At 62.0% G+C, this 21,272-nt stretch carries 18 protein-coding genes and 1 other RNA gene; 18 read left to right on the top strand and 1 reads right to left on the bottom strand.

The features are described from left to right. Window positions 1-68 precede the first annotated feature (68 nt). The 16 genes from DDE77_RS06215 to DDE77_RS06140 all read left to right on the top strand — a co-directional run bounded on the left by DDE77_RS06215 (window position 69) and on the right by DDE77_RS06140 (window position 17,819). Window positions 69-785: a molecular chaperone DjiA gene (locus DDE77_RS06215; RefSeq protein ID WP_108396627.1), complete on the top strand. Its 717-nt coding sequence runs from the start codon at window positions 69-71 to the stop codon at window positions 783-785. A gap of 33 nt (window positions 786-818) precedes the next feature. Then, window positions 819-1,210, top strand: an RNA gene (gene rnpB / locus DDE77_RS06210) — RNase P RNA component class A. Between the two features lie 172 nt (window positions 1,211-1,382). Further along, complete coding sequence (gene rsmH, locus DDE77_RS06205) at window positions 1,383-2,381, top strand: 16S rRNA (cytosine(1402)-N(4))-methyltransferase RsmH (RefSeq protein WP_108396561.1); 999 nt, start codon at window positions 1,383-1,385, stop codon at window positions 2,379-2,381. Continuing rightward, window positions 2,381-2,764, top strand: a complete 384-nt coding sequence (ftsL, locus tag DDE77_RS06200; RefSeq protein ID WP_108396560.1) for a cell division protein FtsL — start codon at window positions 2,381-2,383, stop codon at window positions 2,762-2,764. The genes rsmH and ftsL overlap by 1 nt, the downstream gene beginning before the upstream one ends. Next, window positions 2,764-4,473 carry a peptidoglycan D,D-transpeptidase FtsI family protein gene (locus DDE77_RS06195; protein WP_245895108.1) on the top strand — a complete coding sequence of 570 codons (1,710 nt, stop codon included), beginning with the start codon at window positions 2,764-2,766 and terminating at the stop codon, window positions 4,471-4,473. The genes ftsL and DDE77_RS06195 overlap by 1 nt, the downstream gene beginning before the upstream one ends. A gap of 21 nt (window positions 4,474-4,494) precedes the next feature. Next, window positions 4,495-5,937 carry a UDP-N-acetylmuramoyl-L-alanyl-D-glutamate--2,6-diaminopimelate ligase gene (locus DDE77_RS06190; RefSeq protein WP_245895107.1) on the top strand — a complete coding sequence of 481 codons (1,443 nt, stop codon included), beginning with the start codon at window positions 4,495-4,497 and terminating at the stop codon, window positions 5,935-5,937. Between the two features lie 200 nt (window positions 5,938-6,137). Beyond that, window positions 6,138-7,532 carry a UDP-N-acetylmuramoyl-tripeptide--D-alanyl-D-alanine ligase gene (locus tag DDE77_RS06185; RefSeq protein ID WP_108396558.1) on the top strand — a complete coding sequence of 465 codons (1,395 nt, stop codon included), beginning with the start codon at window positions 6,138-6,140 and terminating at the stop codon, window positions 7,530-7,532. Between the two features lie 28 nt (window positions 7,533-7,560). After that, window positions 7,561-8,646 (top strand): phospho-N-acetylmuramoyl-pentapeptide-transferase, encoded by a 1,086-nt coding sequence (gene mraY, locus DDE77_RS06180; RefSeq protein ID WP_108396557.1) that lies wholly within the window; start codon window positions 7,561-7,563, stop codon window positions 8,644-8,646. A 220-nt stretch (window positions 8,647-8,866) separates the two neighbouring features. Next, the gene (locus DDE77_RS06175) at window positions 8,867-10,036 is read left to right on the top strand and encodes an FtsW/RodA/SpoVE family cell cycle protein (protein WP_108396625.1); all 1,170 of its coding nucleotides are present in this window, start codon (window positions 8,867-8,869) and stop codon (window positions 10,034-10,036) included. Continuing rightward, window positions 10,033-11,148, top strand: a complete 1,116-nt coding sequence (murG, locus tag DDE77_RS06170) for an undecaprenyldiphospho-muramoylpentapeptide beta-N-acetylglucosaminyltransferase (protein WP_108396556.1) — start codon at window positions 10,033-10,035, stop codon at window positions 11,146-11,148. Before DDE77_RS06175 ends, murG begins: the two co-directional genes overlap by 4 nt. Further along, the gene (murC, locus tag DDE77_RS06165; RefSeq protein ID WP_108396555.1) at window positions 11,145-12,563 is read left to right on the top strand and encodes a UDP-N-acetylmuramate--L-alanine ligase; all 1,419 of its coding nucleotides are present in this window, start codon (window positions 11,145-11,147) and stop codon (window positions 12,561-12,563) included. Before murG ends, murC begins: the two co-directional genes overlap by 4 nt. Further along, a complete protein-coding gene (murB, locus tag DDE77_RS06160; protein ID WP_108396554.1) occupies window positions 12,560-13,537 on the top strand; it encodes a UDP-N-acetylmuramate dehydrogenase in 978 nt (325 codons plus the stop codon). The genes murC and murB overlap by 4 nt, the downstream gene beginning before the upstream one ends. 366 nt (window positions 13,538-13,903) lie before the next feature. Further along, window positions 13,904-14,824, top strand: coding sequence for a D-alanine--D-alanine ligase (locus DDE77_RS06155; protein ID WP_108396553.1), 921 nt, complete (start codon window positions 13,904-13,906; stop codon window positions 14,822-14,824). After that, window positions 14,812-15,804 (top strand): cell division protein FtsQ/DivIB, encoded by a 993-nt coding sequence (locus DDE77_RS06150; protein ID WP_108396552.1) that lies wholly within the window; start codon window positions 14,812-14,814, stop codon window positions 15,802-15,804. Before DDE77_RS06155 ends, DDE77_RS06150 begins: the two co-directional genes overlap by 13 nt. An 11-nt stretch (window positions 15,805-15,815) precedes the next feature. Then, a complete protein-coding gene (gene ftsA / locus DDE77_RS06145) occupies window positions 15,816-17,114 on the top strand; it encodes a cell division protein FtsA (protein WP_245895106.1) in 1,299 nt (432 codons plus the stop codon). 225 nt (window positions 17,115-17,339) lie between these two features. Next, window positions 17,340-17,819: a DUF4126 domain-containing protein gene (locus DDE77_RS06140; RefSeq protein ID WP_108396550.1), complete on the top strand. Its 480-nt coding sequence runs from the start codon at window positions 17,340-17,342 to the stop codon at window positions 17,817-17,819. Here the strand turns inward: DDE77_RS06140 and DDE77_RS06135 are convergent. Then, window positions 17,816-18,277 carry a VOC family protein gene (locus tag DDE77_RS06135; protein ID WP_108396549.1) on the bottom strand — a complete coding sequence of 154 codons (462 nt, stop codon included), beginning with the start codon at window positions 18,275-18,277 and terminating at the stop codon, window positions 17,816-17,818. The two genes, DDE77_RS06140 and DDE77_RS06135, sit on opposite strands and share 4 nt — an antisense overlap. 202 nt (window positions 18,278-18,479) lie before the next feature. On the opposite strand from DDE77_RS06135, the gene ftsZ reads away from it, so the two are divergent. Further along, window positions 18,480-20,171, top strand: a complete 1,692-nt coding sequence (ftsZ, locus tag DDE77_RS06130; RefSeq protein ID WP_108396548.1) for a cell division protein FtsZ — start codon at window positions 18,480-18,482, stop codon at window positions 20,169-20,171. 107 nt (window positions 20,172-20,278) lie between these two features. Next, complete coding sequence (gene lpxC / locus DDE77_RS06125; RefSeq protein WP_108396547.1) at window positions 20,279-21,235, top strand: UDP-3-O-acyl-N-acetylglucosamine deacetylase; 957 nt, start codon at window positions 20,279-20,281, stop codon at window positions 21,233-21,235. Window positions 21,236-21,272 lie beyond the last annotated feature (37 nt).

The following is a 21,272-nucleotide window of genomic DNA, read 5'->3' as shown; positions in this document are numbered from 1 at the left end:
GCAAATCACTCGTCTCGATGAAAGGCGAAGGCATTTCCTTGCAACCCGGCCCTCAAGAGAAGTCCGACATGTGGCAGAAATTGTCAGAACGTGTCGGCTCATTCAGCCAGCGGACCGGTCTCGCCGGCTCGCTCGCCAATGCGCTTGACCCGGATAATTGGCTGCCCGGAGGGCGCGATGCTGCCTTCACACTGGCCTTGATTGCCCTTGCCGCCAAAATGGCGGTCGCGGACGGATTGGTGACCGCTTCCGAGGAACGTGCATTTCGCGCGACCGTCGAGATCGCCCATGGCCATGAAGAACAGGTGGCGCGGGTGTTCAACCTCGCCAAGCAGGACGTCGCCGGTTTTGACGCCTATGCCCGCAAGGTGCGTCGCTTTTTTGCCGACAGCCCGGAAACGCTGGAGCATGTTCTCGATTCGCTCTTCTATATCGCCACGGCAGACGGCATGGTGCATGAGGGCGAGCTGGAATACCTCCGCTCCGTCAGCAACATTTTCGGCTTTGATGAAGCTCGTTTCGAGCAATTGGCGAGCCAGCATGTCCAGCTCGAAGCAGGGATCGATCCCTATGCCGTTCTGGGCCTCTCGCCCGATGCACCACCAGACGAGATCCGCCGGGTTTACCGCGTCCTTGCGGCCGAGCACCATCCGGACCGGCTAATCGCACGCGGCGTGCCCGAGGATTTGATCGATGTGGCGACAGCCCGCATGAAGGCGATCAATCTCGCTTATCAGGCCCTGACGAGGCCCCGGCAAACCCCGCTTCTGCCCGCCAGCGCTTGACGGGGCAGGCCGGTTCTCTCTACACCACCCCAGCCAGTTGACCGGGTGGCCGCTGGCAGTGGGGTAACCTGCTGCTGGAGGAAAGTCCGGGCTCCTTCGAAACACGGTGCCGGCTAACGGCCGGCGGGGGCGACCTCAGGGAAAGTGCCACAGAAAGCAAACCGCCTCGGCATGCCGAGGCAAGGGTGAAAGGGTGCGGTAAGAGCGCACCGCGGACCTGGCAACAGGGACGGCACGGTAAACCCCACCGGGAGCAAGACCAAATAGGGATGACGCGGAACTTCGGTTCCAGCCAGTTTTGAGGCCAGATCATCCGGGTTGGTTGCACAAGGCGTCTGGCAACAGGCGTCGCAGATGAATGGTCACCACGTCCACGCCGCAAGGCGCGGGCCCTACAGAACCCGGCTTATAGGTCAACTGGCGTTTTCCTTTTGCACGCGATGTTCGTGACAGCGCGTGCGACCTTGGCTCTCGCCGCCCTTCTGTGAACATCCCCCACAAACCGCTTATGGGAAACAGATTCTTAAGCGTCCTTGTGCAAAGTGCGACAGAGTTTACGAACCGGTATTCTTGGCCGGGGATGGAGTAGTCGCAGCAATGGGCAAGCGTTCCGTGCCCGAAAGCAGCCCCCTTGGTGGTCCGCACGTGCCGGTCCTTATGGACGAGGTGTTGGCGTCGCTTTCTCCGCTCGCGGGCAAGCGCATCGTGGATGGTACGTTTGGCGCTGGTGGCTATTCGCGTGCCTTGCTGGAAGCGGGCGCCGCTGTGGTCGCCATTGATCGCGACCCAAGCGTGCAGCCTTTTGCCGATGCGCTCCGCGCGGACTTTTCCGATAGCTTCACCTTTGTCCCCGGCACGTTTTCCGAGCTCGACAGCCTCGCCGCGGAGCATGGGCCCATCGACGGGGTCGTGCTCGACATTGGTGTGTCCTCCATGCAGCTCGACCAAGCCGAGCGCGGCTTCTCCTTTATGCGCGAAGGACCGCTCGACATGCGCATGAGCGGGCAGGGGGAGAGCGCGGCTGACCTCGTCAACAATCTTGAGCCCGAAGCTTTGGCAAATCTGCTTTATGCCTTTGGCGAAGAGCGCAAATCGCGTCGCATCGCGCAGTTCATCGTCCAGGCCCGCGAAGCCGCTCCTATTGATACCACGACCGAGCTGGCGCGCATCATTGAAAAGGCCATTGGCCGCAAGCCGGGCGACGCCCATCCGGCAACCCGTTCCTTTCAAGCCTTGCGCATTGCCGTCAACGGGGAGTTCGACCAATTGGTGGAAGCCTTGTTCGCGGCCGAGCGCCTTCTTGATGAGGGCGGCCGGCTGGCTGTGGTCACCTTCCACTCGTTGGAAGACCGCATCGTCAAGCGTTTCTTTGACCCCGACAAGGGTGGCCCGGCACAGTCGCGCCACTTGCCGCAGGTGGAAACCGAGGCGCGGCGCTGGGCTGAGGTCGCAAAGGCCCGGAAGCCCGGCGAAGCCGAACTCAGCCGCAATCCACGCGCCCGTTCCGCCATTCTCAGGGCAGCCACACGCTCCGATGCCCCGGCGCGCCCGACGCGGTTCGATGGCCTCGGCGTGCCGCAGATAAGAGGCGCATAATGATCCGCAATCTCAACATCCTGCTGATCTTTTCCAGCGTCCTGATGCTCTCGGGCGTGTATGCGCTCAAATTCTCCATCGAGAATACGGCAAGCGAGCGGACTGCCCTGATCGCGCTGATCGATTCCCAGGAAGGGGATCTATCCATTCTCAAGGCAGACGAAGCCGTGCTGAGCCAGCCCGGCCATATCGAGCCTATCATCAAGCGGCATCAATATGCCCTGCTGATCGAGCCGGTGAAGCAAGAGCAGTTCGGCTCTTTCACCGCCATTCCCATGCGCCCGGCCAAGCCAAACAGCGCCGCCATGGATTCCCTGTTCCTTTCGCTGGAAGCCGGCATCGACCCGATCGACGCCATCCTGGAACTGGAGGGCATTGAATAATGGCTATGACTGCTGACGAGCTGGGCTCGACCATTTCGCTCGATGGCGCGCGCAAGGTGCGCGGCAACCTCACCCAGGCGCGCATTCGCTGGATGATCCTGGCGCTGGTGCTGGGCTTTGGCCTTGTTGGCGGGCGCCTCGTGCAGCTTGGCATGGTGGTGCCCGACAGCACGATCGAGGGACAGGCGCGCGATGTGATCACGGCGACTCGCCCCCCCATCCTGGACCGCAATGGCCTTGAGATGGCCGTCGATATTCGCGTGCCCTCGCTTTATGCCGAGCCGCGGCGCATCATCGATGTGGAAGAGGCGGTCCGCAAGATCAGGACCGTCTTGCCTGATCTTAGCGAAGACTGGCTGCGCAAACGCCTCACCGGCGACAAGGGCTTTGTCTGGGTGCAGCGCGAACTCTCGCCCGCCATCCAGGACCGCATCATGCGCCTGGGTATTCCCGGCATTGAATTCCTGACCGAATCCAAGCGCTTCTACCCCGGCATGAGCGAAGCGTCCCACATCCTCGGCTCCACCAATATCGACAACCAGGGCATTGCCGGCATCGAGCGGCACATGGATGGCGAGGATGTTGCGCTGCTCCAGGAGCTGGGCCTTGCCCGCGGCAATGCGCTCAAGCCTGTCGAGCTCTCCGTCGACATGCGCGTGCAACACGTCATGCACGAGCAATTGATGGACGCCATGACGCGCTACCAGGCCATCGCGGCCGCTGGCGTGATGATGGACATCCACACCGGCGAAGTCATTGCGCTGGCATCGGTCCCGGACTTCAACCCCAACGAGCCGGCAACCGCCCTGGTCAAGGACAGTTTCAACCGTATCACCGCTGGCATTTTTGAGCCCGGCTCCATCTTCAAGACCGTGACCCTGGCCGGCGCGCTCAGCAGTGGTGCCGTGTCCATCAACGAACAATTGGATGCCCGCTTCGGCATCCGCTTTGGTCGCTTCACCATCGACGACTTTCACGGCAAGCACCGCATCTTGAGCCTGCCGGAAGTTTATAAGTACTCGTCCAATATCGGCACCATCCGCATCATGCAGGCCATGGGCAAGGAAAACTTCCGCGCCTTCCTGACCACGATGGGCTTTGACGCACGTGTACAATTTGAACTCCCCGAAATGCGCCTGCCCACTGTCCCCAAGCAATTGTCGGAAGTGGGCGCCGCAACCGCCTCGTTCGGCCACGGTTTATCCGTTTCGCCGCTCCACATGCTCACCGCCTATGCGGCCTTCGTCAACGGGGGCAATTACGTTCCTCCCACGCTCTACAAGCGCGACAAGGCGGAAGCCGAACAGCTTTACCGCCGCGTCATCACCGAGGATGCAAGCGCCCAGATGCGCTACCTCATGCGCCTCAACGCCCTTGAGGGCTCGGGCTCTCAGATGAACAAGGCGGCCCTTGGCTATCGTGTCGGCGGCAAGACCGGCACTGCTGAAAAAGTGGTCGATGGGCGCTATTCCTCAAGCAAGGTCACCAATTTCTTCGGCTCGGCCTTCCCGCTCGACAATCCACGCTATGCCATGATCATCATGGTCGACGAGCCCAAGGCCGAAAATCCGCAGTCTGGCACCACGGCCGGCTGGAATGCCGGCGCCCTCACGGGCCGCATCGTGCAGCGCGTTGCCCCCATGCTCGGAATTGCGCCCGATTTCTCGCCCTTGATTGACGAACAACTCGTCCCACCTGAACTTCGCTGATATCCAGAAGGATCGCCTGCTTTGTCCCTAAGCGTCACACAATTGCTCGAAGGCTCCGGCGCCCGGCCCAAGAAGGGCCTCGGTGCGGTTTTCGGGCTGAATTCCGACAGCCGCCGGATCGAGCCGGGGGACATTTTCTTTGCCCTGCCGGGGAATAATGTGCACGGCAACCAGTTCGTGCCCGACGCCGTTCGCCGCGGCGCGCTCGCCATTATCACCGATATAGCGCCGCCCGGCGATCCCGGCGTGCCGGTGATAGTGGTCAAGGATGTGCGCGCTGCCTATGCGCGTGCTGCCTCCCGCATTTTCGAGCCGCAGCCTGAAATCACCGTCGCCGTCACTGGCACCAACGGGAAAACCTCCGTCGCTTCATTTGTGCGCCAGATCTGGGACTATGCCGGCATTCCTGGCGCGAGCGTTGGCACCTTGGGCGTGCAGACCGCCCGCCGGCTGATCGAGGGGAGCCTCACCACGCCCGATTCCCGCACGCTGCATCAATCCATGCGCTCCCTCAAGGCCCAGGGGATAGACCATGTGGCGATCGAGGCTTCTAGCCATGGCCTCGACCAGCGCCGGCTTGATGGCATGCACTTCGAAGCGGTCGCCTTCACCAATCTCAGCCGCGACCATCTCGACTACCACAAGGACATGGACGAGTACCGCAACGCCAAGCTGCGCCTCTTCACCGATTTGCTGGTGGATAGTGGCCCGGCAGTGGTTAATGTGGATGATCCCGAGCACGAACCCTTCATGTTCGCCGCGCTCAGCGCCAGCGCCACGCTTTTGACCGTGGGCCGCGAGGGCGCTTACATCGAAATCCTGTCCATCAAGCCCGAGGGCTATGGCCAGCGCGTTGAAGTGCGCCATATCGGGGAAAAGCTCAGTTTCCACCTGCCGCTCACTGGCGAGTTCCAGGTCAGCAATGCCCTGATTGCTGCCGCGCTCGCCATGTCGACGGGCGTGGAAAAGGCGCAGGCCTTTCCCGCCCTTTCCGAGCTCAAGGGGGCCAAGGGGCGTCTTGAATTGGTAGCCGAACACAATGGCGCGGCGGTGTTCGTCGACTATTCGCACACACCCGACGCCCTTAAGACCGCTCTTGAAGCGCTGCGCCCTTATGCCAAGCGCAAGCTCGTCGTGGTTTTCGGCTGCGGCGGCGATCGCGACAAGGGCAAGCGCCCGCAAATGGGTGCCATCGCCAACAAGCTGGCCGACATTGTTATCGTTACCGACGATAACCCTCGCACGGAAGACGCCAAGACCATTCGCAGCGAAATCCTCGCTGCTGCTCCCAACGCCAAGGAAATCGCCGATCGCAAGTCGGCCATCACCGAAGCGGTTACAAGCTTGCAGCCCGGAGACGTTTTACTGGTTGCAGGCAAGGGCCACGAGAACTACCAGATCGTGGGAACCACCAAACACCATTTCTCCGATCATGAAGCTGTGGCGGAGGCGATCAAGGGGTAGGCTGCTTCCTCCCTCATAGGCGATCGTCACCCTCAGGCTCGCCCCGATGGTTCTACACTTGCTGGCCGCTGCATAAGTGCAGTGCCCTCGGGTCGAGCCCGAGGGTGACGATCGATAGTGAGCATCGTCTCCATTCTCCTTGCAGTGTCAGGCAGGAGGGGGCTAGGGGTGGCATAGAACACTGAGGTATTTGTCCACTCATGACTAAGCCGCTCTACACGATCGAGGACATATGTACCGCCACCGGTGGACGCGTCACCGACCTCGATCCAGCCACCCCCATCAACTCCATCTCCATCGATTCCCGCGATCTTGGCCCCGACGCCCTGTTCGTAGCCATACGGGGCGACCGTTTCGATGGGCATGACTTCGTTGACGCCGCCCTGGCCAATGGCGCCGTTGCGGCCTTGGTGAGCCGGGGCGAGGGCCCGCGCCGGATCGTTGTCGGCGACGCCCTTGAAGGCCTCCGCAACATCGCCCGTGCTGCGCGTGAACGCAGCCGCGCCACGATCGTCGGCGTCACTGGAAGCGTAGGCAAGACCACCACCAAGGAAGCCATCCGTGTCGTGTTCGAGGCGGCAGGTGCCACCCACGCCTCCATCAAGAGCTTCAACAATCACTGGGGCGTGCCGCTCATGCTGTCGCGCCTGCCCCGCGAGGCGCAGTTCGGCGTCTTCGAAATGGGCATGAACCATGCCGACGAGATTCGTCCGTTGAGCCGCCTGGTACGGCCCCATATTGCGGTGATCACCACCATTGCCCCAGCGCATCTGGAAAACCTCGGCTCCCTCGATGCCATTGCCCGCGCAAAGGCGGAAATCTTTGCCGGCCTCGAGCCAGGCGGTACCGCCGTGCTGAACGCCGATCATCCGCAACTCCCCGTCCTGCTCGACGAAGCCAATGCCGCAGGCGTCCGCAGCATCGTCACATATGGCGAGGCCCGTGGTGCCGACTGGCAGATCATCGAGATGCAAACCGAAGCAGACCGCAGCATTGCCATGGTCGAGCACCGGGGCGTCCGCCACGAACTGGCGCTGTCCGTTCCCGGGCGCCACATGGTTGCCAATGCAACGGCCGCCCTTGCGGTTTCTTTCCTGGCCGGCGTCGAGCCTGCTGTCGCCCTGCGGGCTTTGGCAAGCTTTGGTGCCCAGGCCGGTCGCGGTCAGCGCAGCATACTCGGGCCTCAGGGCAACCCGCTTTTCCTGATCGATGAAAGCTACAACGCCAACACTGCCTCCATGAACGCGGCACTTGACGTTTTTGCCGCGCAGGCCGCTCCCAATGGGCGCAAGATCATCATTCTGGGCGACATGCGGGAGCTTGGGCCGCAGAGTCCGGCCCTTCATGCCGGCCTCAAGCCGGCCGTTGTCGCCTCGGGAGCCGAACGCGTTTATCTTGTGGGGCAGGAGATGGCGGCGCTTGCCGAAGCGCTTGGTCCCGGTCCTGTTGCCGCCCATACACAAACAGCGGCGGAGATGGCGGAGATCGTGTTGAACGATCTTGCCTATGGCGATGCAGTTATGATCAAAGGGTCCAACGGCGTGGGGCTGACGACCATCGTGGAACAAATTCGGCAAAAGTTCACGAACAACTGACTCCAAGCCAACAAGGACGCTTCCCCACATGCTCTATTTTCTCGGCCAGCTCGGTGAAGCGTTCGCGGCCTTCAACGTCTTCCGCTACATCACCTTCCGCACGGCCGGAGCCGTCATAACGGCACTGTTCTTTGTGTTCATGTTCGGCCCCGGCATGATCGCGCTGCTGCGCCTGAAGCAGGGCAAGGGCCAGCCGATCCGCGAGGACGGACCCGCCGGCCATTTGCTGACCAAGAAGGGCACGCCCACCATGGGCGGGCTGATGATCCTTTCGGGCGCGGTGATTTCCACCCTGATCTGGGCCAATCTCAGTAATGGCTATGTTTGGGTGGTGTTGTTTGTCACCGTCGGTTTCGGCGCCATCGGCTTTTACGACGACTATCTTAAGGTCAAGCGCATGAGCCACAAGGGCTTCGGCTCGCGCCAGCGCCTTCTGCTCGAAGCGCTGATCGGCTCCATCGCCGCCTTTGCCATTTCCCAACTCGCCTCAGGGGCTTACGGGACATCGCTCCTGTTTCCCTTCGTCAAGGATCTCGCGCTCAACCTTGGCTATTTCTATATCCTTTTTGGCGGTTTCGTCGTTGTGGCCGCCGGCAATTCGGTGAACCTTACCGATGGCCTTGATGGCCTTGCCATTGTTCCCGTGATGGTTGCCGCCGCCTGTTTTGCCCTTATCGCCTATCTCGTGGGCAGCCAGAATTTCTCCGATTACCTCCTGCTCAACCACGTTCCCGGCACGGCCGAACTCTCCGTGGTCTGCGGCGCCCTGATCGGCGCGGGCCTGGGTTTCCTCTGGTTCAACGCGCCACCGGCCCAGATCTTCATGGGCGACACCGGCTCGCTTGCCCTGGGCGGCGCGCTCGGCTCGATTGCCGTTGCCACCAAGCACGAGATCGTCCTCGCCATTATCGGGGGCCTGTTTGTGCTGGAAACCGTCTCGGTGATCGTCCAGGTCACGTCCTTCCGCCTCACCGGCAAGCGCGTCTTCCGCATGGCGCCCATTCACCACCATTTCGAGCATCTGGGCTGGACCGAGTCCCAGGTCGTGATCCGCTTCTGGATCATCAGCTTCGTTCTGGCTCTGGTAGGACTTTCGAGCCTCAAGCTTCGCTAGCGGCAGGGTCGCAATCCACCATAGTCGTCACCCTCGGGCTCGACCCGAGGGCTCTGCACTTTCTTTTTGCTGCAAAACTATAGTCCCCCTGGGTCAAGCCAAGGGTGACGAGCAGCATGTCCCTCGACTCGCAAATTGCACTTCGAGTTCGGACTTCGGTAACCATCGGCCTGCTACAATTGCACCGAGTTTGTACCGATTACCCCTGGCCATTCCCATGATGTTTTCCCGTGCTGAAAAGACACCGCTCGCCGAGTGGTGGTGGTCCATTGATCGGGAATTGCTTGGCGCCCTTATTCTGCTGATGACTTGCGGCATGGTGCTGAGCTTTGCTGCAAGCCCACCTGTGGCGGAGCGCATTGGCCTGTCGCCGTGGTTCTTCGTTATTCGCCACGCGCTGTTTTGCGTCGCTGCATTGCCGGTGATGATCGCCGCGTCCTTCCTCAATCATCGCCAGGCACGCATCGCTGCCCTTGTTACCCTCGTGGTGAGCCTGGCGCTCCTTTGGGCGACCCTCCGGTTCGGCACGGAAGTGAAAGGCGCCCGGCGCTGGATTTCACTCGCCGGGCAATCCATCCAGCCTTCCGAATTCGTCAAGCCGGCCTTCGCCGTGCTGGGGGCGTGGCTCTTTTCGGAATCCATGATCCACCGCAACGTGCCGGGCCGCATCCTTGCGACCTTGATCATGATGGCCATTGTCGGTGGCCTCCTGCTGCAGCCTGACATCGGCCAGACCGCGCTGGTTTCGGCCACCTGGGCAGTGCTGCTGTTTATCAGCGGCATTTCCTGGTTCATCATCTTTGGCCTAGCCGGAGCCGCCGGCGCGCTGATCTTTGGCGCCTACCTCCTCTTCCCCCACGTGTCGCGCCGCATAGATACCTTCCTCAACCCCGAAGGCGGCGGCAATACGTACCAGATCGACCGCGCGCTCCAGTCCCTGCTGGAAGGGGGCTGGTTCGGCCGCGGCCCCGGTGAATCCATCGCCAAAAAACTCATCCCCGACGCCCTCGCCGACTATGTATTCTCGGCCGCGGCGGGCGAATACGGCATTCTCTTTTGCATGGTGCTGGTGGCGCTGATCGCCTTTATCGTGCTGCGCGCCATGATGGGTGCCCAGCGCCAGTCGAGCCTCTTCTCGCGTCTGGCGGCGTCGACTTTGGCGATCCAGTTCGCTATGCAGTCTGGCATCAATCTGGCGGTGAACCTCAACCTCATCCCGCCCAAGGGCATGACGCTGCCTTTTGTGTCCTATGGTGGAACGTCCATGATCGCCATCGCTTTTGGCATGGGGCTGATGCTCGCCTTCACCCGCACCAAGCCTGAGGAACGCATGGCAACCGGAATTCCAAGCTACAAGAGCGCCGTGGCGCCACTGGTCCCCGCCGAATGAGCAAGTTCATGTTGATGGCAGGCGGCACGGGAGGACATCTCTTCCCGGCCATGGCTCTCGCGCAGGAACTGGGCCGGCGCGGCCATGTGGTCGAGCTGATGACCGACCATCGCGTCGAAAGCTATGGCGCCGATTTCCCCGCCAGCGCCATCCACATAGTCCCTTCTGCCACCCCCTCGGGCAAGAACCCGCTCCTGATGGCCGGGGCAGGGGTCAAGATCCTGCGTGGCCTTGCGGTGGCTGCGGGCAAGCTACGCGCGTCCAAGCCGCAATGCGTGATCGGCTTTGGTGGCTATCCGACCTTCCCCCCTTTCCTTGCCGCGCACTTCCTCGGCATTCCCGGCATCCTGCATGAACAGAACGCCGTCATGGGCCGCGCCAATCGTGCGCTTGGGCGCTTCGCCAACGTCCAGGCGCTGAGCTTTGCCACCACGAAATACGCCGACAAATTCGCCGGTGAGAAAGTCGTCACCGGCAATCCCGTGCGCGACCGTGTCCGCACCGTTGCGCAAACCCCATATCCGCCGCTGGAACAGGGCGGGGAAATCCGGCTCGTCATTTTTGGCGGCAGTCAGGGCGCCAAGGCTCTGTCCGATATCGTGCCATCCGCCATCGCCACGCTCCCACCAGAGCTGCGCCAGCGCATCAAGCTCGTCCAGCAATGCCGCGCCGAAGATGTCGAGCGGGTAGCGGCCGTGTACCGCGACGCCCAGATCAATGCCGAACTTGGCGCCTTCTTCACCGATCTGCCCGAGCGCATAGCCCAAAGCCACCTCGTGATCGGCCGTTCTGGCGCCTCCACCATTGCCGAGCTGACCGTGCTTGGCCGCCCCGCCATTCTGGTGCCCTTGCCAGGCGCGCTTGATGCCGATCAGAATAACAATGCGCTGATCATGGAAGCAGCGGGCGCGGGTTGGGTTGCCGAGCAGGCCACGCTGTCGCCGCAATCGCTAGGCACTCGCCTCACGACCCTGTTAACTGATCCGGCCACCCTGACAAAAGCGGCAGCCGCTGCCCGCACCCTCGGTCAGCCCCACGCCGTGGAAAAGCTGGCAGACCTTGCCGAAAAGCTGTCCGGCACGGACGCATCCAGAATGGAAAAACACTCATGAAAATGCCGCGCAATATCGGGCCAGTCCACTTCATCGGGATTGGCGGCATCGGCATGAGCGGCATTGCCGAGATCCTCCACAACCAGGGCTATACCGTCCAGGGTTCGGACGCTTCGCTCAACCCCAATGTGCAGCGGCTCCTCGACATGGGCATCAAGGTCGAGATCGGGCAGAGCGCCGACAATCTGGGTGCTGCCGAAGTGGTCGTCGTGTCCTCCGCCATCAAGAAGGACAATCCCGAACTCCTGGCCGCTCGTGCCAAGGCGCTGCCCATCGTGCGCCGTGCCGAGATGCTGGCCGAAATCATGCGCTTCAAGACGGCCATTGCCATTGGCGGCACGCATGGCAAGACCACAACCACAACACTGGTTGCAACCCTGCTAGACGCCGGCAATCTCGATCCCACCGTCATCAATGGCGGCATCATCAACGCCTATGGTACCAATGCGCGCCTTGGTGGCGGCGAATGGATGGTGGTCGAGGCCGACGAAAGCGACGGCACTTTCGTGAAACTCCCTGCGGACGTTGCAATCGTTACCAATATCGATCCTGAGCATCTCGACCATTACGGCGATTTCGATGGGGTCAAGAAGGCGTTCCTCCAGTTCGTCGAAAACGTGCCCTTCTATGGCTTTGCAGTGATGTGCCTCGACCACCCTGAAGTGCAGGCGCTCGTAGGCGAGATCAAGGACCGCCGCGTCATTACCTATGGCCGCAATCCCCAGGCCGATGTGCGTTTGATCGATCTGGAAAACCACGACGGCGTGCAACATTTCTCCGTCGAAATCCGCGACCGTATTCGCCTGACCCAGTTACGGATTGATGGGCTCGAGCTGCCCATGCCCGGCATTCATAACGCCCTCAATGCAACCGCCGCCATCGCTGTCGCCGACCAGCTCCATGTTCCCGCAGAGGCAATCCGCAAGGGGCTTAAGGGCTTTACGGGCGTCAAGCGCCGCTTCACCAAGACCGGTGTGGTCGGCGGCATTACCGTGATCGACGATTATGGCCACCATCCCGTGGAAATCGCCGCCGTGCTGCGCGCCGCTCGCCAGTCCACCAAGCGCGACGTGATCGCCGTGGTGCAGCCACACCGCTATTCGCGCCTGCATGATCTGTTTGACGATTTCTCCGCCTGCTTCAACGACGCCGACACGGTCATCATCGCCCCGGTCTACGCCGCTGGCGAGCAGCCCATCGCGGGCGTCACCCACGAAGAACTGGTCAACCGCATCCGTGCCCGCGGCCATCGTGACGCGCGCGTAATCGACCGCGCGGAAGCGCTGGCGCCCTTGCTGGCAAGCCGCGCTGCCGATGGCGACTATGTCGTGTGCCTCGGCGCTGGCAATATTACGCAATGGGCCGCGGCTCTTCCGGCAGAACTCGGGGCCCTGCTTGGGGCCGATCCGCAATGAGCTATCCGGACCTTGTCCCACAGTTCCAGCCCTGGATCGGTGAGGTCCGAGGCCGGCTGATCCCCAATCAGCCCTTGAGTGAAGTGACCTGGTTTCGCGTCGGCGGTCCGGCGCAGCTGTTCTTTACGCCCGCCGATGAAGAAGACCTCGCCTTCTTTCTGCGGCACTTGCCGGCCGATATCCGCGTCACCGTGATCGGGCTGGGCTCGAACCTTCTTATCCGCGACGGCGGCATAGATGGCGTGGTCATCAGGCTCGGGGGCAGGGCCTTCGGGCAGATAGAAATCCTCCCTCATCACAAGATCCGCGTCGGCACATCCTTGCCGGACGTGAAGGTCGCCAACGCCGCAGCTGAAGCGGGCATTGATGGCCTCACCTTCTATCGCGGCATTCCCGGCGGCATTGGCGGCGCCCTCTATATGAATGCGGGCTGCTACGGCACAGAAACGCGCGACCGCATGGTGGAATTGCGCGCCGTGACGCGCCGGGGCGAGATCATCACCCTCACCAATGCCGACATGGGCTATCTCTACCGCAAGAGCAACGGCCCGCGTGGCGCCGTTTTTACCTCCGCCGTTTACCAGGGCTTTCCCGGTGATCCCGCCGATATTCTCGAGCGAATGCGCGAAATCACCGAAAAGCGTGAAGCCTCCCAGCCAACCAAGGCCAAGACGGGCGGCTCCACCTTCAAGAATCCCGAAGGCCATTCCAGCTGGAAGCTGATCGACGCCGCCGGTTGCCGCGGCTTGGTCGTCGGGGGCGCGCAGATGAGCGAACTGCACGCCAATTTCCTCCTCAACATCGACAACGCCACAGCTCACGACATCGAAACCCTGGGCGAAACCGTGCGCAACCGCGTCCGCGCCCATTCCGGCATCGAACTTCAATGGGAAATCCGCCGCATGGGCCACTTCCTCCCGGGCCAGCAAGTGCGGCAGTTCCTCGATGGCGATGTGTTCACGGGGGCGGTTTAGCTTGGCCCGGTTCACGCACCGCCATCTCCCCACACACGGTGTCATCCCGGCCTTGAGCCGGAATCCATCCCAAGATCTGGCCGAACGCCGCAAGAGCAGGTGTAGATCGATCTCAAGATGGGCCCCGGCTCAAGGCCGGGGTGACATCGTGGATGGGGTTAAATGGTGCTCTTATTGCTTTCCAATTTACGCCGCACCTTCGGTGCGCGCCCACCGCGTTCTCCATTCAACCACCGGCGCCTCCCTCGGACTTGATCCGGAGGTCACGCGCCGCTTGTGCCGGGTGGAGAATGGCCCTCGGATCAAGTCCGAGGGAGGCGCCAGCGGTTGCGATAGATCTGGACCCACAAATAACAGGACCACACCATGACCAAACACGTCGCCGTTCTCATGGGTGGATGGTCTAATGAGCGCCCCGTCTCCCTAAAATCGGGCGCTGGCTGCGCTGCGGCCCTGCGCCGCGCCGGCTACCAGGTCACCGAAGTCGATGTCGATCGCAACATCGCCAACATGCTGGTCGAGCTCAAGCCAGACGTCGCCTTCAATGCGCTGCATGGCCCGTTCGGTGAAAGCGGCATGATCCAGGGCGTGCTGGAACTGCTGGAAATTCCCTATACCCATTCGGGCGTCATGGCCTCGGCGCTGGCCATGAACAAGCACCAGGCCAAGATCGTGATGAAGGCGGCCGGCATTCCGGTCACCGACCACGTCATCGTTCCGCGCTCGGAAGCAGCCCGCGCTCATGTCATGGCGCCGCCCTATGTAATGAAACCCATCGCCGATGGTTCGAGCTTTGGTGTCTTCATCGTCAAGGGCGACACCAGCCATCCGCCGCAGGAAATCCTGCGCGAAAACTGGAACTCTGGCGAAGAGCTCATGGTCGAGCGTTACATTCCCGGGCGCGAACTCACCTGCGCCGTGATGGGCGACGTCGCTCTTGGCGTCACCGAAATCGTAACCGACGCTGCCTTTTACGACTACGAGGCCAAATACTCTAAAGGCGGATCAGTCCACGTAATTCCAGCCCAGCTGAAACCGAAAATTTACGACAAAGTGCAAAAGTTGAGCCTGGCCGCCCATGCGGCTCTCGGCTGCCGGGGCGTGACGCGGTGTGACTTCCGCTACAATGACGCGGCAGGCGAGGATGGCGAACTGGTGTGCCTCGAGATCAATACCCAGCCGGGCATGACCGAGACATCGCTGGTGCCGGAGCAGGCCCTGCATGCAGGCCACTCCTATGAAGAACTGGTCGCCTGGATGGTGGAGGACGCGAGTTGCAACAGGTAAAAAGCGAGACCTTTCTCGCTGGTGCGCGGATCATCGATCCCAGCGCGCTGCCTGTTCCCATGCGCTCTCCGCGGCGCAAAATCGCCAATAATTGGGGCCGCGCCTGGGTCCTGCACCGCACGGCCATGGTGCGCAGCATCAGCGCGGTGGCGCTGCTCGCCCTTGGGGTAGGGCTCTATCAGGTGCGCGAACCCATCATGTTTGGCGCCATGACGCTGGGCGAAATGGCTCAAGGGCGCTTTGCCGCTGCGGGCTTCGCCATTGGCGAAATTTCCATCACCGGTCAGACCCTCACCAGCGAGCAGGCGATCTTTGATGCCCTGGGCATCGAGCCGCATACCTCCACTGTTAGTTTCGATGTGGAAGCCGCCCGCCAACGTATCGCCGAGCTGCCGGCCATCAAGACGGTCAGCGTACGCAAGACCTATCCCGGTGACGTTGTTGTTGAAGTCACGGAAAAAAAACCCGTGGCGCGCTGGCGCGTTGATGGCATCACCTTTCTGGTGGATGCCAAGGGCGAGCAGATCGGGGAAGACCGGGGCGCCTATGGCGAGCTGCCGCTCGTTGTTGGCGATGGCGCCAGCGACGACGCCCTCGTCATGATCCGCGCGCTTGACCAATATCCCAGCCTCAAGGAAGGCCTCGTGGCCCTCTCGCGCATTGCCGACCGCCGCTGGGATTTGATCTACGACACCGGCCTTCGCGTCCAATTGCCCGAGCTGGGCGTCGCCCGCGCGTTGCGCAATCTGGTCATGTACCAGGATCATTACCAGCTGCTCGATCGCGACGTGAACCTTGTGGATCTGCGCGTCGCCAACCTCGTCGCCGTCCGCCCCAACAAGACCGAAGAACAGCTGGCCGAGGACGAAAAGAAGCGCAAGGCCGAGCTGGCCGAACGCATTCGCTCGCCTAAGCCTTATCCGCTTCCGCCGCGCAACCTTCCCTCCCAAACACTTCCCCAACCGGCCGCCCCGCAATGATGACCGACGCCATGACCTCCCGGCTTCGCCCCGTGCAGCCGGGCAAGACCACCCTTGTCGCCGTGCTCGACATCGGCTCCACCAAGATCTGCTGCGTGATTGCGCGCCTGACGCCGCGTCCGGAAGGAAAGGCCCTGCGCGGCCGCTCGCACCAGGCCGAGGTAATTGGCTTCGGCTATGGTCCCTCTGCAGGCGTCAAGTCCGGGGTCGTCACCGATATCGAAAAGGCCGAGCACACCATTCGCTCCGTGGTCGGCATGGCCGAGCGCGCCGCCGGCCTCACGCTTGAATCGGTCCTCGTCAATGTCACTGCGGGCCGCCTGGGCTCCGAAACCTTCTCGGCTGCCGTGTCGCTGGATGGCCAGGAAGTTGAAAAAACCGACATCCACCGCGTCTTGCGGGCCGTCAATGAGCGCTCCGTCCGGCCTGAGCGCTCCATCATCCATGCGATGCCGATCGGTTACGCGATTGATGGGCAAAAAGGCATTCGTGATCCCAAGGGCATGGTGGGGGACAAGCTGGGCGTCGATGTGGCCGTGGTCAGCTCCGAGACGCTCGCCATGCGCAATCTCGAACTGGTTCTTCATCGCTGCCATCTGCAGATCGAGGCGCTGGTCGCCACCCCTTATGCGTCGGGCCTGGCTACCCTGGTCGATGATGAAGCCCAGCTTGGCGTTGCCTGTGTCGATTTCGGCGGCGCCACCACAACCGTGTCCGTCTTCAACGAAGGCCATCTGGTTTATGCCGATGCCATCGCCATTGGCGGCCATCACCTTACCCTGGACATTGCCCGCCAGCTCTCGGTTTCCATTGCCGACGCCGAGCGGCTCAAAACGTTCTATGGCTCCGTGCTTCCCGGTCAGGCCGATGAGCGCGATTTGATCCCGATCCAGCCGGTTGGCTCCATGCATGACGAAGCGCCGGGACAGGTGGCCCGTTCGGTGCTGACCCGCATCATGCGCCCCCGGATCGAGGAAATCCTCACCGCCATTCGCGACCGCATGCAGGCGACGGGCATGATGGATGTCTGCGGCCGCCGCTTTGTGCTGACCGGCGGCGCCAGCGAAATGACCGGCCTGCCCGAAGTCGCCCGCCGCACCCTTGCGCGCAATGTCCGCAACGGCCGGCCGATGGGTATTGCCGGCCTGCCCGAAATGGCAAAAGGCGCCGCCTTTGCCACGGTCGCGGGCATGCTGATCTACCCCCAGGTTTGCAGCCGCGAATACGCCGAACCCCGCGCCAGCCGCAAACTCACCGGCACCGACGGCTATTTCGCCCGCGTCGGCTCCTGGCTGCGCTCGAGCTTCTAACGAGACAAGCGGCTCGGATCAGCCCCCGCGCGTCCCCGATTACCGCTCGTCACCCTCGGGCTCGACCTGAGGGTGACGATCCGTAGAGGTTGGATGAGTCCGGTGCATGGCAAGATCTTTGGCGAACACCGCATTGTCCCCTACCGCTGCCAAGGGGAGAGGAGGTGGGGTCGGATCGAAATCCCACCCAAACCATTCTCCGACCAACACCCCCGGAGAACCTCTATGCTTCGATCCCTCCTTATTGGCCTTGTCGCGGGCCAGCGCGGCATCACCCCGCTTGCTACCATCGGCCTTGCCACCTATCGCGGCGAAGTGGATGACGACCTTCCCCTGCAGAAACTTTTCCACCACCCCATCGTCACTGCCGGCGCCATTGCCTTTGCGGTGGCTGAAATGGGCGGCGACAAGATGAAGACCGCGCCTGATCGCACCATTCCGGTGGGGCTCGCCGTGCGCAGCATCACCTCCGCCTATGCCGGCGCAGCGCTTGCCCCACGCGGTCAGCGCGCCACCGGTGCCGCTATCGCCGTGGGCGCAGCGCTCGTCTCCTCCTATATTGGGCTCAGCCTGCGCAAAAAGGCCATGAGCCGCGTCGGGCAAACACCGAGCGGCCTTGTCGAAGATGCCCTCGTGTTCGGCGCCGGCCTTGCCATCACCAATCCCGAATTGACGGGCACCAAGGCGCTGCTGCAGGCGCCCTAAGTGCCCGCATAGGCCTTCTGCAGATCCGCAACGATCAGCTTGCGCATGCCCATCATGGCCTGCATGGCGCGTTCGGCCCCGGCCTTGTCAGGGCCAAGAACGGTCTCATAGATCTGCTTGGGCGCAACCTGCCAGCTGAGACCAAACTTGTCCTTGCACCAGCCGCACATGCTTTCTTCCCCGCCATCGGCTGTCAGCCTGTCCCAGAAATAATCGACCTCCGCCTGATCCTGGCAGTCGATCATGAAGCTGACCGCTTCCGTGAACCGGAACTGCGGCCCGCCATTGAGCAGCATGAATTTATGCCCCTCAAGCTCGATCACAGCCGTGAGCGCCGGCTTATCGGGCGCCTGCCGCACCAGCTGATGAACCTTCGTGGCTCGGAAGGTTGAGGTATAAAAATCGACGGCCTGCTCGATCCGATCGTCGAACCAAAGGCAGGGCATGATCTTGGTCATCGGCTTTCTCCCATGTTGAACCCGAAGTCATGACGAACGAGGCGTGCCTCTTCCGACATCGACGTGGTTAACGAGAAACAAATCTGTTGCGGATTTGTCTCGCAAAATGCGTGTCCGTTAACACCGGTGGGACAATTGTTAGGAGCCGGTTAACGTTTGGCGGGGTAAATATTAACCCAACAACGCCACCACGAGGCCATTCATGACCATCAACCTCACCATCCCGGACATTCAGGAACTAAAGCCTCGCATCACCGTATTCGGTTGCGGTGGCGCTGGCGGCAACGCTGTAAACAACATGATCGAATCCGGGCTTGATGGCGTGGATTTCGTTGTGGCCAACACCGACGCGCAGGCGCTGGCCCTCTCCAAGGCTCAGCGAATCATCCAGCTCGGCGTCGGCGTCACCGAAGGCCTGGGCGCAGGCTCGCACCCCGAAGTGGGCCGCGCTGCCGCCGAGGAAAGCTGGGACGAGATCAATGATCACCTTTCCGGCTCGCACATGGTGTTCATCACTGCCGGCATGGGTGGTGGTACCGGCACCGGCGCTGCGCCTGTGGTGGCCCGCGCTGCTCGCGAGCAGGGGATCCTGACCGTTGGTGTTGTGACCAAGCCCTTCAACTTCGAAGGCAATCGTCGTGCCCGCCTTGCCGAAGACGGTATCGATGAGCTCCATCGCCATGTCGATACGCTGATCGTTATCCCGAATCAGAATCTGTTCCGGGTTGCCAACGAGAAGACCACCTTCGCCGACGCTTTCGCGATGGCCGACCAGGTGCTGTTCTCCGGCGTTGCCTGCATCACCGATCTGATGGTCAAGGAAGGCCTTATCAACCTCGACTTCGCCGACGTGCGCGCCGTGATGCGCGGCATGGGCAAGGCGATGATGGGTACCGGCGAAGCCTCAGGCGAAGATCGTGCCCGCCACGCCGCTGAAGCCGCCATTGCCAATCCGCTGCTTGATGATGTTTCGATGCAGGGTGCGCGTGGCCTCCTGATCTCCATCACCGGCGGTCCGGACCTTACCCTCTACGAAGTCGATGAAGCAGCCAGCCGCATCCGCGAGGAAGTGGATCCCGATTGCAACATCATCCTGGGCGCTACCTACGATCCGAGCCTCACCGGCACCATCCGCGTGTCCGTGGTTGCCACTGGCACCGATGCGGCCATGGTCCAGGCTCTGGAGCCCGCCAAGCCACATGCATCGCGCACCCCGCTTGAAGTGCGCCGCCATGTTCCCGTGGAGCCGACCCGCGTCCAGATGGAACGCGCCGCCGAGCGTCCGCAGGCTGCCCCTGCTGCGGCCCCTGTTGTTCCTCAGCAGATCGAGCATCAGGTTGAACAAGCCGTTGCCGAAGCCTTCAGCTTTGAAACGCCCGCGCCGAGCTACCAGCACGGGGAAGACGACGGCGTCTTCGTCGAGCCCTATATCCCTGCCGCTCCCGTGACGCACGAGATCGAAGAGCCCACCATGGTGCACGACGAATCGCCCGTGCCGAGCGTCTACGTGCCATCCAGCGCCGCCCGTCCCGAAACCCAGCGCCGCATGCCGCGGACCGAGGAGCTTCCGGTTGTTGCGCGCCGGACACAGGAGGTGCAGGAACGTCAGGACGCAGAGCCACGCAATGCCCGTGCCCTGTTCAAGCGTCTGGCTTCCAATGTTGGCCTCAATCTGGGCCAGCCGGCAGCCGGTGGCCGTGATGATACGGGTTATTCCCAAGCCGACGACAATGCCGCTCGCAGCGCCATTGAAGCAGGCGGCGCAAGGACTTCGCGTGTTCCCCACGCTTCGGAAGGCGCTCGTGGCAACCTCGATGCGCAGGGCCGGCAACCCGCTGCTGCGCCGCAAAAAGAAAGCCTGGAAATCCCAGCCTTCCTGCGTAAACACGGGTAAACCTGCCTTGTCCGGCAGACAAAACATGGCTCGGTGCGACTTTCGCACCGAGTTTTTTTTGGCTAACACAGCCTCGAGCTTTCGAGCTTGTTCGGAGTAGTTCCAGTATGCAGAAACTTTCCACGCGCCAGCGTACACTTGCCGCGGCCCTCAGCTTTTCGGGCTATGGCGTTCACAGCGGCCAGCCCGTTACGCTGACGATCAGGCCCGCTGCGGCCGATACTGGAATCACCATTTCACGCGATTTGGGTGACGGCCGTGTGACCATGCCCGTCCCGGTGCATTTTTCCCGCGTCACGCGGACCACGCTTTGCACTACGCTCGATCTGGGCGACAGCATCAGCGCCGCAACCATCGAGCATGTGATGTCGGCCCTTTCAGGCATGGGTGTCGACAATGCTTTGATCACTCTCGATGGTAGCGAATGCCCCATTCTTGATGGCAGCGCTCGGCCCTTTGCCGAAGCGATCCTCAATGTCGGTCTCGAAATCCAGCCCGCACAGCGCAAATTCCTCAAGATCATGCGCGCCGTTACGGTTCGGAACAACGACGCTTTTGCTGCGCTTGAGCCATACAATGGTCGCGCGCTCGATCTCGAGATCGATTTTGACTCCCAGGTGATCGGCCGCCAGCGCATGATCTTCGACTGGACGCCACGCCGCTATTACGAAGACGTTTCGCGCGCCCGCACCTTTGGCTTTGTGCGCGACGCCAAGATCCTGCGCCAGGCCGGCTATGCGCTGGGGTCGAGCCTTGATAATTCGGTCACCATCGACAATGACCGGATCCTGAACCCGCAAGGTCTGCGCTACGAAGACGAATTCGTGCGCCACAAGCTGCTCGATGCCATCGGCGATCTGGCGCTTGGTGGCCTTCCGATCTGGGGCCGCTTCCGCTCCTATAAGGGCGGTCACGCACTCAACGCACATGTGTTGGCCGGTCTCTTTTCGAGCGAAGCCAATTATGAAATAGTCAGCGCGGATAATCTGCCGCTGGAATTCGATGCCTTCGAAGACCAGCCGGCGGGTTTGGCAGTTAATCCATACCTGCGCGCAGTTCGCTAGCCTCTAAAGGCCGCCGGCCTGCGCCACAGTTTTGGAC

The sequence above is a fragment of the Devosia submarina genome, from assembly GCF_003056345.1.
Classification (GTDB): Bacteria; Pseudomonadota; Alphaproteobacteria; order Rhizobiales; family Devosiaceae; genus Devosia; species Devosia submarina.
This window is presented reverse-complemented; position numbering and strand designations above follow the sequence as displayed.